At 50.4% G+C, this 15027-nt stretch carries 12 protein-coding genes; 2 read left to right on the forward strand and 10 right to left on the reverse strand.

Features of this window, described 5'->3' with window-relative positions; genetic code table 11:
- Positions 1-286 precede the first annotated feature (286 nt).
- Together AD948_RS13415 and AD948_RS13420 are read right to left on the reverse strand one after the other, a co-directional pair.
- Complete coding sequence (locus AD948_RS13415) at positions 287-2461, reverse strand: TonB-dependent siderophore receptor (protein ID WP_082782457.1); 2175 nt, start codon at positions 2459-2461, stop codon at positions 287-289.
- A gap of 312 nt (positions 2462-2773) precedes the next feature.
- Entirely contained in the window at positions 2774-3169 is a 396-nt protein-coding gene (locus tag AD948_RS13420; protein WP_061472360.1) for a nuclear transport factor 2 family protein, read from the reverse strand.
- Between the two features lie 92 nt (positions 3170-3261).
- On the opposite strand from AD948_RS13420, the gene AD948_RS13425 reads away from it, so the two are divergent.
- Entirely contained in the window at positions 3262-4077 is an 816-nt protein-coding gene (locus tag AD948_RS13425) for a helix-turn-helix domain-containing protein (protein ID WP_061472361.1), read from the forward strand.
- Here AD948_RS13425 and AD948_RS13430 read toward each other — a convergent pair.
- Entirely contained in the window at positions 4061-4393 is a 333-nt protein-coding gene (locus tag AD948_RS13430; RefSeq protein WP_061472362.1) for a hypothetical protein, read from the reverse strand. The genes AD948_RS13425 and AD948_RS13430 overlap by 17 nt on opposite strands.
- A gap of 120 nt (positions 4394-4513) precedes the next feature.
- Here AD948_RS13430 and AD948_RS13435 point away from each other — a divergent pair, with 120 nt between their 5' ends.
- Positions 4514-6259: a glycoside hydrolase family 32 protein gene (locus AD948_RS13435; RefSeq protein WP_061472363.1), complete on the forward strand. Its 1746-nt coding sequence runs from the start codon at positions 4514-4516 to the stop codon at positions 6257-6259.
- Between the two features lie 655 nt (positions 6260-6914).
- Here AD948_RS13435 and AD948_RS13440 read toward each other — a convergent pair.
- The 7 genes from AD948_RS13440 to araD all read right to left on the reverse strand — a co-directional run bounded on the left by AD948_RS13440 (position 6915) and on the right by araD (position 14995).
- Entirely contained in the window at positions 6915-7400 is a 486-nt protein-coding gene (locus tag AD948_RS13440; RefSeq protein WP_061472364.1) for a GlcG/HbpS family heme-binding protein, read from the reverse strand.
- 72 nt (positions 7401-7472) lie between these two features.
- Entirely contained in the window at positions 7473-8015 is a 543-nt protein-coding gene (locus AD948_RS13445) for a GlcG/HbpS family heme-binding protein (protein WP_237955692.1), read from the reverse strand.
- A 233-nt stretch (positions 8016-8248) separates the two neighbouring features.
- Positions 8249-9124, reverse strand: coding sequence for a DoxX family protein (locus AD948_RS13450; protein WP_061472366.1), 876 nt, complete (start codon positions 9122-9124; stop codon positions 8249-8251).
- Between the two features lie 138 nt (positions 9125-9262).
- Complete coding sequence (locus AD948_RS13455; protein ID WP_061472367.1) at positions 9263-10633, reverse strand: carbohydrate porin; 1371 nt, start codon at positions 10631-10633, stop codon at positions 9263-9265.
- A gap of 150 nt (positions 10634-10783) precedes the next feature.
- Positions 10784-12277: a CoA-acylating methylmalonate-semialdehyde dehydrogenase gene (locus tag AD948_RS13460; RefSeq protein ID WP_061472368.1), complete on the reverse strand. Its 1494-nt coding sequence runs from the start codon at positions 12275-12277 to the stop codon at positions 10784-10786.
- Between the two features lie 64 nt (positions 12278-12341).
- On the reverse strand, positions 12342-13184 hold the full coding sequence (locus AD948_RS13465; protein ID WP_156479035.1) for an HpcH/HpaI aldolase family protein: 843 nt from the start codon (positions 13182-13184) through the stop codon (positions 12342-12344).
- 32 nt (positions 13185-13216) lie between these two features.
- Positions 13217-14995: an L-arabinonate dehydratase gene (araD, locus tag AD948_RS13470; RefSeq protein WP_061472369.1), complete on the reverse strand. Its 1779-nt coding sequence runs from the start codon at positions 14993-14995 to the stop codon at positions 13217-13219.
- Positions 14996-15027 lie beyond the last annotated feature (32 nt).

Raw genomic sequence — 15027 nt, forward strand, 5'->3', positions numbered from 1 at the left:
ACTCCACGCTCGCGTTCAGTGTCAGAGGGCCGACGGAAAGCAGGGCCTGAACAGAGTTCCGCTGTTATCGAAAGCGATGTGCTGTATCTTTACACTGGGAGGATAGTCGATCCCCTCCCAGTGCCACTGTTCTTACTTCCGATATTTCAAGTCATATGATGTATTATGACTGCAGAGCTAGCCACAGCTTCAACCCTGCTCTGGCTTATGGGATTCACAGATACACTTTTATTCTGAATTGAAAGTATTATTGCTGAAATTTTAATTGAGCACCTCAATATATCGTTTACCAACGATAAGCCAAAGTAACAAACATGGCGCGGCCGGGAGCCCACGCACACGCAACATTTCTGGTACAGATAGCAACATATCGGCGGTCGGTTATGTTTGTTCCGTTGAGCTGGATAGATGCCCGCTTGTAATCGACATGCGCCACAATATCCCACACCAGTTGGCTTGGAACAGAAAATGTTTCTGGTAAAGATCCTGCCGTGTTGCCTGTGTAACGGACTCCCCCACCTACCCCAGTGACGAGGTCAGGTAAAATATGGAAATCCCGTTTAAGGAAAAGCGAGGCCATATGTGATGGCACAGCAACCGGTCTCTGACCGACCTGAGAGATCGTAGTAGATTTTGTTATTTTCGGATCCTGATACGTGAAGGAGGCGAGGAAATCTATTTTCCATGGCAGGCGGCCCACACCTTCAAACTCAAAACCTTTTGTCCGTTGCTCACCTGCCTGAATATCATAGGTTGAATCAACCGGATCTGGCGTCAGAACGTTGGTTTCTACCAGATCAAAAAAATCGGCAGTTAGCATGAATCGATCGCCCCATGGCGCGCTCTGAGATGGCTTGTATTTTAATCCGGCTTCAATCTGCCGCCCCCGCGTTGGCAGGAAAGGCGTATTCAGGCGGGTCGTGCCAACCTGAGGCTGGAATGATGTTGAGTAAGCAACATAGGGAGCAAGCCCAAATGGTGATGTATAAAGAAGGCCAACACGTCCAGTAAAAGCGTTATTTTTTTGGGGTGTCCGTAAACTAGTTAGATTATCGACAGTCAGACTTTCAGTAAAGTCGCCTCTCCCTGAGAGAGTTAAATGAAAATTATGCCAATCGGCTTGTTCTTGCGCATAAATGCCAGTCTGACTTTCTGTTTCGTTTGTATTGGTTGCCGTGCCATAAGATGGCCAGGTAATGGCGCGATAGACTGGAGTGTAAAGATCAAGAGAGGGAGCGGTGCTCTGCCCCCGGCGGTTCGCCAGAAAATCACTACGAAAATCGACACCAACGAGCAATTCATGCTTGACTGGACCGGTTTTGAGCTTGAGATCGGAGCGCGTATCCAGCGTTACATTGTTATAATTGGCAGATTGAAGAAGTGCTTGCCGTGTAATGGTGCGTTGATCGCTGGAAAGAGCTCTCGTTGTGACAAAACGGTAATCTAGGTCCAGATGTGCATAACGCATGTTTTGGGTAATGCTCCAGTTGGGCAGGATCTGGCGTGTCACGCTATAACCAATGGCCGCCTGCCGCTTGGAGTAGACATCATAATCAGCATCGCTCGATAAGAAGCTGCGAGCTATGCGGCCATATTGTGTTGCTGTTATTGTTCCTGCTGCAGGCAAGAATTGTGCCGTAGATCCCGCATCTAACTGCTCAAAGCTGGCAAGTATGGTAAAATCAGTCTTGTCGTCTGGTTTCCAGCGTAGCGAAGGAGCAACATAGATCTCATTGTTTTTGATATTTTTTGCGTAAGTATCTGATTTGCGAATAAGCCCGTTGAAGCGCCATAATAGTGTTTTAGATGCATTGATTGCGCCACCAATGTCAGCAGCGCCTTGAACTCGACTGTAAGATCCTGTTTGGAAATTTATCTCGTTTTTTTGTCCTGCATTCGGGCGCTTGCTAACGGCATTAATAATCCCCCCGAGTTGTCCGGAACCATAAAGCGCGGATGTTGCTCCACGCAACACGTCCATTTCCTCCAATCCCCAGGGTTCGATACTGAAAGACTGAGATGATGTTGCATCAGGAGTACGTGTGCCATCTAGGTAAATATCAGGGGAAAAGCCGCGAATAGTGCCAAAATATCCTCTGGGGTCATCCTTGGAGCCGTAATCAGAAACGCCGGCAGCGTATCGCACAGCTTCCGAAACACTTCGAGAATTCAGTATTGCCATACGCTCTTGTGTTATGACCGTGATGTTCTGAGGTGTCTGCTCAATCGGCGTCTCCGTTTTTGTTGCCGAAGACCCGTTACGTGCCAGCAAGTTGTGCCGCGATGCCGAAACTTCGATCTCCTCGTTTTTTTTCGCTTTGTTCTGAGCTGAGCGATGTTTGACGGAGGAAGCCTTATCCTGCGTAACCGGAAAATCCTGCGGTGTCGCGGCAAAGGCATGCGTTGCTAAAAGCAGCAGAGAAGATGGCGCGAGTAAAATCGAGCGAACGAGGTGCTGCATGGGCGACGAGTGCTCACCATAGATGTTGACGCTCCAAAATAGTGCATGTGATAATCATTATCAACAAAATCTTTGTAAGCTATCCGACAACAGTGTTAAGGGCATATTTCCATCGTTTCTGATGCATGACCTCGGGCCAGCCGGGAGCGGACCGTCCGCCCCTTCCCGCCTAAACCTTTAGTCTGCCCTGTAATCTTGAGCACAGAGGCTGCAGTCATCTTATGACAGTCATTCAACAGTCTGTTTGTGCTCAATAAAATCAGAAACCTACATATAACAAAAATAGGATTTCTTATTTACCAAGTATTTTTTTCATTGTAGCGATCCTAGAGCAGGATCTTTCTCACGACCTATCAGGAGATGCGTCAGTTCATCCACAAGGCAGATACGCCCATCCCTAAATTGGTAAAAGGCAACGACCTTGATCAGATTTTGCTCGCCAGAAAGATATGTGGCTCGTGCCACGTGGACTGTCGCAGCCTTCTCACCAGCGCAAACGATATGCTGAATATCTATTTCCAGATTACTAAGAGTGTTGCGTAAGGCTTGGGTATGAGTTTGGAAGTCGCTCAACGTCATTTCATGTCCATCGACAAATTGCCGATAGTCCGCAGTCATGAAATCAAGCAATCTATCGGGCTTCGCACTAAAATCTGTGAATACGGAAAACATTTCCCGAATGACTTGCTCGTGCTTTGTGGCAGACATGGTCTCTCCTCTGGCCTTTTAAATCAGTGAACGAAGAGACTTTAAAGAAGATGCTTTTGGCATTCTTCCGTTAATAGGCCATAATTCGACTCATGAACGCCAAATCTCACTGCTTTTCTTCAGAAGACCTTGTGCCACCAAGTGGCGCTCCTTGGCTATTGGGAAGCCCTATCCGACAGACAAATCGTCGAACGACTAAACCGCATATTCACGAAAGGGGACAAATATTCGCAGTGGAAAGCGGTGTTATGGCCGTAATAACCCACGGTGCATATTGGTTGATCGGACCAGGACAGTTTCTCTGGTTGCCACCGGGCTGCGTCCATGAGGCGCGCTCGCATGGTGCTATTAGAGGCTGGAGCCTATATGTCATGGGAAAAAGGTGTTCTTACGTTGCAGACAAGCCTTTTGTGGCAGATAGCACGCGGCTATTTATTGCTCAGGTTGAACGTCTATCGCAAAATGCCCAACAGACAGCATGGCAGGAAAGTGTCACCCGATTGGCCGAAAGTTTCTGGGATGAATTCCTGTCCATTCCACGTCATTCTGTCTCCCTGCCTTTCCCTGAAGATGCTCGGCTAAAACGGGTGGCAGAAGCCTTAAGCGCCACTCCCGCTGATCCACGAGGACAGCAGGAGTGGGCGGATATGGCAGGAATGTCTTTGCGGTCATTCGTTCGGCATTTTACCATTGATACGGGAATGCAGTTTTCAGTCTGGAGGCAACGCCTGCGCATTCTAAATGCGCAAGAGAGACTGGCACGAGGCGAGCGTGTGACCAGTGTGGCGGCCACTGTAGGTTACGAAAGTCTGGGAGCATTCGCTACTGCCTTTAGAAAAGCCACTGGACATAGCCCCAGCGCTTATGCACGACACTGCTGCGCTGGGCAGCCTACAGAACCCACGTGAACACAATGCCAGCAAGCTTTGCTTTGTCATTGATAAAAGTTCGGACAAAAGTAACATCGGCAGCTATCGCAGCATCAAAATGTCGAGCAGATATTGCCTGACTGAAAGCAATCGTCATTAGCCCCCTTTTCGTCCGCTCGGCCCCGACCACTTCTTCGTGTGAGAACTGGTTGACAGGTACCCCCTGTGTAAAACTGGCAAGTTCCCTAGTTAGTCCTTCTATAGCGGGTATGTTGCCACTACTTTGTAAGCAGAGATCCATGACCGCAGTGCGGGCAATAAAATAGAAAAGCACGTCAATGATGCAGTTCTGCAACCACGATTGACCTCCTGCTCACATAGCTCTCCCGTCCACTACGGCGATATCGGGCTGTGCAGCAGCATTCTGTGCCACGATTAACTGGCTTGATCGGCCGGAGCTTTCTACACTGCACACATGACTGACGACCGATTCTCCGCTTTGAGCCGCCGTGGCGCGCTTTCCTCACTCGTGGCACTAGGTGCCGCTGGGTTGGGCAGCAATGCGCGTGCCGATACGCCTTCACCATCGGCCCCCGCCGCGCCCATACCGCCTCAGGCCCCAGACCGAATGCGCACGACCGAACCAAATGCTTCGCACCCTTCGCCCGCCGATCAGCCAGGCGTCGTCTCACGCCCGGCTGTGAAGACACAAAGCGATGTTTTCTATCGCCCGACAGTCCATTTCTCGCCCACCAGCGGCTTCATGAACGATCCGAATGGGCTGATCTTCGACGGCACACGCTATCACCTGTACTACCAGTACGATCCATTTGCCCCGTATGCGGGCCACGTGCATTGGGGGCATGCAACCAGCACGGACATGCTGCACTGGCAGGACCAGCCCGTTGCCATTCCCGAGACAAAGGATGGTGAAGCCTTTACCGGCTGCGCGATCATGGACACGACAAATGCCTCGGGCCTGTTTGCTCCAGAGCCAAACAGCGAAACTCAGGGTGACAAGGTCACAGGCGGAATGGTGGCGATCTATACCCGCGCCACCGCGCAAAAGCAGGCACAGTATCTTGCCACAAGCCGGGACAATGGCCAGAATTTCACCGAATACGCACATAATCCGATCCTGGATATCGGCAGTAATTCTTTCCGTGATCCGCAGGTACTGTTTCATAAAGCCACCAACCAATGGGTTATGGTCATTGCTAAGTCACGCCTGCATCAAATCGCGTTCTACGCCTCTATCGATCTGATTCATTGGGTGCATCTAAGCGATTTCGGTCCCTCAGGCCTGTTCGGCATTGATTATGAATGTCCGAACCTGATCGAAATTCCATTGGAAGGCGGCGGAACACGATGGGTGTTATTCGTTTCAGTCAATCCGGGTGCCCCGACCGGAGGGAGCATCACCCAATATTTCGTGGGTATGTTTGACGGCACACGCTTCATTCCGGACGACACGGTGATCGGACTGACTGATTTTGCCAAGGACGCCTACGCCTTGCAGGTCTATAGTGGCATGCCAGACGACCAGGCAGTCTCCATTGCATGGCTTGGGAACTGGCAATATTGCCAGGAACTGCCCACCCAAAGCTGGCGTGGCACGATGACCCTACCCCGGACTATGACACTCCGGCGTGATTTTGCTGGTTGGATCCGGCTGGCACAGAACCCTCGCGGGCTTGAAACCCTACATGGACCAGCCATTCCCTTCCCAATAAGACGCCTGGCTGCCGGATCCAGTAACCAAATACCGCTGCCGCTCGGCACGGCACTTGATCTGACTTTAAGTGTCACCGTCGACGAACGGCCGCACGGCCTGCCATTGGGCGACAAAGGCCGCACTGGTCGGTTTGTTATCGTCTTCGGCAACGAGCAAGGCGAATCTCTCACCATCGGGTTCGACGCGTTTTCCGGCCAACTCTGGCTCGACCGTAACGGCCTCAGAGGCTTCGAACAGCCGTTCTTCACGGGTGAGTTTTCTACAGCACTGAACCCCGATGACCGGCATTTCGAGGTCCAGATAGTACTGGATGCGTGCACACTGGAAATCTTCGCCAATGGCGGTCTGTCAGTCGGTACAGCGCTGATCTATCCCGTCGCCCCGCTTGATTTCCTACGTCTGGAGGCTAACGGCGCTGGTGCCACCATCGAAAAACTTACCCTTTACCCGCTACAAAAGACGATGAAGCGCGAAACGGCGGTATAAAAGCTAGATCGTAAAAGCGCACGTGGACAGACCAAGAAAATCATTTTCAGGTATTAAGATGAGATATTTAGTTCGAATACAAAGGGGATCCACTCTATCTGAAACTCTACCACTCTGTTTCTTTCACACGGAGTGGTGCTCTGTCTGCGTTGATCATCTATGCAGTTGCACGACTATTTCTGACAAATAGGAAACAATCCACTCCAGACAAACTCATGATTGGTTTGTGCGCCGATCATGTCTTTGCTGCTAAAGGTTACGTCAGGAACAGTTCGTCAGCCTACTCAACTTCAAATGCCGACATCGTCTATAATATGAAGCCACCTCTTCTCGTCAGGTGGATTAGTGAAGTGATATCTTAGTCAGATTACAAGGGAAGCCACCCTGCCAGTTAAGCAGAGTGGGCAAGTATCAATTACCCAAAAATCATGGTAGGAACTCATCCGTTGCCGTTATATTGACCTCTTACCTCATCATGCGGAGACACTCAAATCTCGACCGTGTGACGAGGTTTGCGTAAGGATAGAGCATGTATCCGTAAAAGAGCCGAAGCAGCAAAGCGATATATGAGAGCAGGTCGAACAGGAAAGTCTCTGCTACTGTTGATACAGCAGAAAACAACACTATCCTGCAACTTCGCTGCCCCCATAAATTTTTATGGTTGAAAGGCTGCCGCAGTATTAGTAGCGACTGCATCATCCAGATCATCCGTTGCGCCACTTACACCTACAGCACCGATTACATATTGACCGCTCATGACTGGCGCCGACCCGGGGACCGCGGTAATGCCCGGCAGAGTCGTTAAAAATGCCTGATTTTGACTGACGCGTTCGGCCAGAACTTTCCCCCTGGACTGGTACAAAGCAGCAGTCCGAGCCTTCTTGATGGCAGTCTCATCCGTTCCAGATTGTGAATCATCCATTCGTATAAATGCCAGTAACCTTCCTGAACCATCCACAATTGCAATACTGACCTTCATGCCACGTCGTTTTGCGTCGGCTTCTGCCACATTCAGCAAACTTTTGGCGCCTGCACTGCTAAGCACAGTGCGGGTTAATACCTTGCTGTCTTCTGCGTGTGCCGCCGTAAATGTGGAAAAAAACGCTATAAAAGCCAAAGGCTTGAGAAATTTCCGTTTCATGTTACATCCTGACCTGAAGAAGTTTTACCAACTTTTATTTTTGTAAGCGCATTTTCCGCATCATATTATTTTTCAACGAAAATGCTTGGCAGTATCGACAACAAGCGCCTGCTCCGCTTCGTTCGTATCCCCACTTGTGCCAATGCTGCCGACAACGTTTTCACCCTGTTTGAAGACAGCACCTCCAGCTGACGGCAAGATACCGGGAACAAAGCCTATAGGAAGGTTTTGTGCGCGTGCTGCATCAAAAAACTCTATAGTATTCCTCGCAAATCGTGCTGCCGATTTGGCTTTCGCAATCGACGCCTCGACACACCCTGCATAGGCCCCTTGCATACGAATGAAAGCAACCAGATTGCCATCTGTGTCTTCTATTGCAATACACAGCTTTAGATGGCGGCTTTCTGCCAGACCCACTGCATAATGCGCCATATCCATTGCTGCATCTGTCGTAATGTTAAGTTGGGGCGCGGTAGATGCCGGCTGTGCCAGCGCGGTAGATGCACTCAACGCAGTGACTGCAAAAGCTGCAAGTATTTTTTTCATTTCAAAGGGTACCTTGTTGTAAATGTTATTATTGACCCGCTCGTAACGTTTACTTTTTGCCTCCGCCAAGGTTCCAAAATATAAACGTACCTGTCACAAAAGGATGACACGAACATCGCTATGACATAAATAATTTACAATTATAAAAATAAAAATCAATAACTATTATATAAATCACGTTTTTATGATAATTTTGTCTTTACGCTTATTGAATAAAATAATAGTTTAATTGAATTGAGGTCTATACTCCTAAATCTATACATCTTTCGGCAAAATGAAGCCCCCTGCTGCTAAAAGCATATTCACCCTTTTACGCGCACATAATCTGGCTGACCTGAAACACAGAAGGGGCGCAGGAATCGGGGCATCCAGCCATGCGCTATCAGCCAAGCATCTATTGAGAATTTCCCTGCTCCAGCAATCGAAAAACTCGCAAAAAATACAATCATGAGCATCGGATATTCCCATCCCCCGACCGGCGCATTATTCCATGTAAATCCATCCTCAAAATGACGGCCGTACTGATTAGCAATCACATAGTAGAGTGCGGCTCCTCCGCCGGCCAGCCGGGTAAGAAACCCCATTCCGACGCCAATCGCTATAGCAAGCTCACACAGACCGGCGACAATAACAGCTGTCCCACCGGATGAAAGCCCGAAGCCAACAAATACTTGCGACATATGATGAAAGGAGTCTATTCCTGCAAACAATTTTTCCGCAAAATGCCCGACCATATCAAAGCCAAAATATATTCGTATTGTCGCTATTTGCCATTGCAGATGACCATTCCATCCAGATACCCGAGCAGGTACCCAGTCATGAACGAGGCAATCAACATAAAGTGCCAGGTAAACCAGCATCACGACTGTCGAACTTGCCATACCAAGAAATGAACCATGGATAGCCGCCACGCGCCAACTGATTACAAAAGGCAGCATCGACGTCAAAAAGCCAACAACAAAGTATCTGGGCATTATAAACACCGCAATACTTAGCGCAATGACGTCCATTCCAATAGTAGAGAAGCGGGCAAAATCTGGAATAATCGGCACGACAAAAGCAGAATAGATCATCGCGAGGGTAGAAACAGCCAAAGCGATCCATAAAAGCCAAAATGGCACATAGCGCGGGCTTAATGCCGCAAACGACAAAACCGAGATATTTGGCTTCATAGACATTGTTTTTCTTCTTCTGAAAGGATTCCAGACTCAAAGACTACGTATGGTCGTCAAGTTGTGGTCACAAGAAACTGAAGTTTAAAACGAAACTTTTACTCTCTTCTCGCTGATCGAGATTTTTAGTTCTTCTGGGGTGCTTTACAAAGTCACGTGGGCATTCATGCCTAACACCGCAGCGTTCTTGACACGGCCGGAACCTCCTGGACGCCAAAAATACTGGAAATCAGGAGCAATATCGATTCCATTGCCTAAATGAAAGTTATAGGTGGCATCAAATATTGACTCCCGACTTGCCAGAAGAGGCCTGTTCGGCGCGAGTGGGTCCAACAGAATTGTTCCCTGCTCTGGCTGCCAGATTGATTTGACGTTGGGACCATAACGAAGCGCGGACCATGTCAGCCCGAGGGCATCACGCGGACGGCCGGCAAACTGTCCCACATCTTCTATCCCTACGTAAGCCTGATCGGAAAGAACAGATATCCCAGATGTAACGTGCGTATACCCCCCCAGAATGATGATACCACTATCAGAATACTTCCCGTTACGTACGAGCATTTGGTCAAAGGCCACATAGCTGATCATTTGCCCGTGCCTCCACCGGGTTGGCGCGTCAGACGTCACTTCATTGTAGGCGTGAGGAGAGGAATCCCACAGCATACCTGCTTTATAGTGACCGTTCAGTTTATGGGGGCCAAATGCTGGCTCATATCCTCCGCCAAGAGCCAACGTAACACCGGTTATATGCTTTCCTCCCCAGTCCGTTCCGGCTGTACCTCCTTTAAGTGGACTGGTTTCATATGCTCCAAACGTGACATATGTCGGCATGGTCGGCCGCAGACGCAAGACTGCTGACCATGCTGTTCCCGGCCAGGAAGAATAGCCATCTGTTAATGTCGTCGCACGTGGCTGGCTACATGTTGCTTGCCCCATAACCAGACATTGCAGTGGGCTGGAGTTGAAATCTGGCCCAGGCGCATAACGACCCATTGTTAAAATGATCCTTCCACGCAGCCATTTCTTTTGCGCATAGAAATAAACAAGATGCAGGATAACGTTACCGCCCCCGCCGTAGATCTGCTGAGGGTTGACCACTCCGTCCTGCAGCGCATCTGTTGAGAGCCTCCTGCCATGACGCTGCACAACAGTGATTGTGGTTGTGAAGTCCGGAATATTGAAGATCTTGCCCCAGTCCAGATCAACTTCCAAGGCAATCTGGCCGGCGAATACCTGAGCTTTACGCGTGCCGCCTGAAAGATTACCCGCGAACTCAGACCAATCATCGAGCAGGATATCAATCCCTTTTTTTTTCAGAGATGACCGCAAATCGCCGATTTCCCCTTTTAGAAGATGGGTGGTAGGAGGCGGTGGTGGATAATCGGAATTAGGCGGTATCGCGTTGAGAATTTCAGGCCGCGCTCCGGGACCGGTGCGTGTTGCCTGTGCGAGTGCTTCAGCAGCCGGAGCCAGCATCGCAACTGCCAAAGCCAAAACAAACAGAAAGTACCGCATGGCATGCGGCCTCTCACAGACATAAAGAAAAGTGAAACATTCAGAAACCTCATTTATTTTTCTTATTTTCGATTTCTTATTGTTTTTTATGACGTCAGAAGACCGATTTTTGTGGAGAATTAGCCCCTTATTTCTTGTCGCTCTTCAGTTTCAGCCGTGCGTAGGCATAGAAAATTCAGCTCCCTTTCGAATCCCTGTCGGCCAACGCTGTGTCACGGCCTTCATGCGTGTAAAGAAACGTACACCTTCGGGGCCATGCATATGGTGGTCACCAAACAAAGAATCCTTCCATCCACCAAAGGAATGAAACGCCATCGGTACAGGGATCGGAACGTTAATCCCGACCATTCCTGCCGTCACACGATGCGTAAAGGCGCGTGCACTATCACCGTCCCGAGTAAAAATGGCGGTACCATTGCCATATGGACTGTCATTGACCAGTTTCAGGGCAGTTTCAAAATCCGGTGCACGCATTACGCACAATACCGGGCCGAAAATTTCCTCGCGATAGATATCCATCTCTTGTGTGACATGATCAAAGAGCGAGCCGCCAAGAAAAAAGCCTTCTTCATGCCCTTTCACCACGACCTCACGTCCATCGACAACCAAAGATGCACCCTGCTCGACACCTGTATCAATAAGTTGGCGGATTTTAGCCCGATGCTGCGCGGTGACAACCGGCCCCATTTCGCTGCTTTCATCTGTGCCCACACCAATCCTAAGTGCCCGTGCTCGGTCTGCAATCATTGCGACCAAAGGATCTGCAACGGGCCCAACGGCCACAGCAACCGAAATTGCCATACAGCGTTCTCCGGCTGATCCGTAAGCTGCACCAATCAGAGCGTCCACAGTCTTTTCCAGGTCACAATCCGGCATAACGATTGCGTGGTTCTTTGCTCCACCAAGGGCTTGCACACGTTTGCCTGATGCTGTTCCGGTCGCATACACATGCTTTGCAATGGGGGTTGATCCCACAAAGCTGACAGCTGAAATTGCCGGGTGCTCAAGAATGGCATTCACCATATCCTTGTCACCCTGAACCACTTGGAATACGCCATCCGGCAGGCCGGCTTCCTTGAAGATATCCGCAAGAAGGACCGATGCAGAAGGATCCCGTTCAGAGGGTTTCAGGATAAAGCAGTTGCCTGTCGCAATGGCCATAGGCGCCATCCATAACGGCACCATAACCGGAAAGTTAAACGGCGTAATGCCTGCAGTAATGCCAAGCGGCTGGCGCATGGTCCACGCGTCAATACCACGACTGACCTGTTCGGTATATTCGCCCTTGAGAATTTCCGGAGCAGCCGTGGCGAACTCCACGACTTCCAGACCGCGCGTCACTTCACCTTTTGCATCGGACAGCACTTTGCCATGTTCTGAGGTAATAATAGCGGCCAGTTTATCTCTATTCGCCTCAATCAGGTCACGTGCTTTAAACAGAATTCGCGCACGCGTAAGCGGCGGCGTTTCTGCCCAGCCCGGAAAAGCTTTTTGGGCTGCTATAATCGCCGCAGCCAGATCCTCTGCATCCCCCAATGCAACCTGACGCGCCACCTCCCCCGTCGCTGGGTTAAAAACATCAGACCGACGAGTGCCGTGCCCCTCAGTATGTTGTCCATCGATAACGTGAGGAATAGTAACCATTTTTCTCTCCAGACTTTTAAGAAATTTAAAAAGAAGACGATAAATCGATAACAATCAGAACAGATTAGTAAGATGCCTGAGATGTCTGTTGGAGAACCCCAGCACCTTCCGTCGGAGAATGATCGGGCGCAATAAGCCGTCGTGCTTCTGCAACACTCTCTTGCGCTGCTTGCGCCAGCAGTCGCACGTCATTGGAAATCGTCACTAGATCGCATCCCCAGGAGAGTGCTTTGGCAGCGTAAGATGCTGAACCGTTATGTAACCCCATCCGGATACCTGCTGTGTGAGCAGTTGTCCTAATACGGTGGATCGCTTCAAGCATTTCGGGTTCATCACGATCGAAACCCGTGCGGTAACGTCTGCCAGTCAGGCCTAATGTAAGGTCCGCCGGACCAACATACACTCCATCCAGACCGGGTGTCTGAACAATCTCCTCCAGATTGTTCATCGCTTCTGCGGTCTCGATCATGGCGAAGCACAACACCTCTTCATCTGCTACAGCCGCATAATCCCCGCCGAGTGCAAAATTTGCCCGGGTCGGGCCGAAGCTTCGGCAACCGTGAGGCGGATAGCGAACATAGGAGACCAATCGCTCTGCATCTGCTCTGGAATTTACCATCGGGCAGATAACGCCCCACGCTCCGGCATCAAGCGTTTTCATGATTGCTCCCGGCTCAAGCCAGGGGGCACGCACCATTGGCGCTACACCCGAGGCCCGCAAAGCCTGAAGCATCCCTACCATGGCATCGTAGCCAATGGCGCCGTGCTGCGTGTCAATCGTGACTGAATCATATCCACAAGACGCCATGATCTCGGCGCAAAAAGGGCTTGGGATAGAAAGCCACCCGTTGATGACTCCCCCTCCTTCTGACCAGATTTTCCGTATCGGATTTCTATGCATCTTCATCACCGTATATCTGCCTGTCTAGCCGAATGGGCCTAATAAATGACCGGTTCCGGAACTGGAGCGCCGAAATCTGTCTGGAGAAAATCGAAATCACATCCTTCATTGGCTTGGCGCATATGGTGGGCAGCCATCCACCCATAGCCACGCTCATAACGCGGTTTGGGATGTACCCACTCTGCTTGACGGCGCGCCAGCTCCTCTTCTGGCACTTCCATCGACAGAGAACGCTTCTCCACATCAATGGAAATAATGTCTCCCGTTTTAAGAAGCGCCAAGGGTCCACCCACGTAGCTCTCTGGTGCAACATGCAGCACGCAGGCGCCGTAACTGGTTCCACTCATTCTGGCATCCGACAGGCGTAGCATGTCACGTACGCCTTGTTTGATAAGCTTTTTGGGGATGGGCAACATACCCCATTCCGGCATTCCTGGGCCACCTAACGGACCGGCATTGCGAAGCACGAGAACATGATCAGGCGTGACATCCAGCGTTTCGTCTTCAATAGCCTTCTTCATGCTGGGGTAGTCATCAAAGACCAACGCAGGACCGCTATGTTTATGAAACTTTGGATCGCAGCAGGCTGGCTTCATCACACACCCGTCGGGTGCCAGATTTCCGCGCAAAACAGTCAGTGCTCCGCCCTCTTTACCGGTGAACATCGGTTGATCAAGTGGACGGATTACGTCATCATTATAAACTTCAGCGCTCGCGATATTTTCACCAACAGTCTTGCCTGTTACTGTCAGGCAGGAAAGCGTTAAAAAGTTAGAAATCCTGTGCATCAACGCAGCAATGCCGCCCGCGTAGTAAAAATCCTCCATCAGATAGGTTTGCCCAGTAGGCCGCACATTGGCGATAACTGGCACAACCCTGCTGGCACGATCAAAATCATCCAGACCGATATCAACTCCGGCACGCCGCGCCATGGCAATGACGTGGATGATGGCGTTTGTTGAGCAGCCCATTGCCATGGCAACTGCAATGGCATTTAAAAAGGCCGGTTTTGTCTGAATTTTTGAGGGTCTGAGATCTTCATGAACCATATCGACAATGCGCCGACCCGAACTTTTGGCCATACGAATATGATTCGAATCAACTGCCGGGATCGAACTAGCACCAGGCAAGGAGAGGCCAATAGCTTCAGCAATGGCTGTCATGGTGCTGGCTGTGCCCATTGTCATGCATGTGCCTGCACTCCGCGCAATTCCGGCCTCAACGCCCTGCCAGTCTTCCTGTGTGATGGTGCCAGCCCGCAACTCATCCCAATATTTCCAGGAATCTGCTCCCGAACCAAGGGTTTTTCCGTGCCAGTTCCCGCGCAGCATCGGGCCCGCTGGCACGTAGATTGCGGGAAGGTCCATGCTCGTCGCACCCAGAAGGAGACCGGGCGTGGTTTTATCACACCCCCCCATCAGAACAGCGCCGTCCACCGGGTAAGCCCGCAATAACTCTTCTGCTTCCATCGCCAGCATGTTGCGATACAACATGGTTGTGGGCTTCATGAAGTTTTCCGACAGGGAGATAGCCGGAAGTTCCAAAGGAAAACCACCAGCCTCTAATATGCCGCGCTTTACATCTTCAGCCCGCTGCCTGAAATGCATGTGGCACGGATTAATGTCTGACCACGTGTTGAGGATGGCAATAACGGGCTTTCCCTCCCAATCTTCCTGATCATATCCCATTTGCATTGCGCGAGAACGATGCCCAAAACTGCGCAAATCGGCCGGACCGAACCACCTCTCACTCCGAAACCTGCGTTTTTCGGGAGCTGTTTCAGCCTGATCTGGCTGAGTTCCGGCGTCTTTCGTCATCCTGTCACTCTCCTTGCGCCTATCCTCTTCAA

It is taken from the genome of Acetobacter senegalensis (assembly GCF_001580995.1).
Taxonomy (GTDB): Bacteria; Pseudomonadota; Alphaproteobacteria; order Acetobacterales; family Acetobacteraceae; genus Acetobacter; species Acetobacter senegalensis.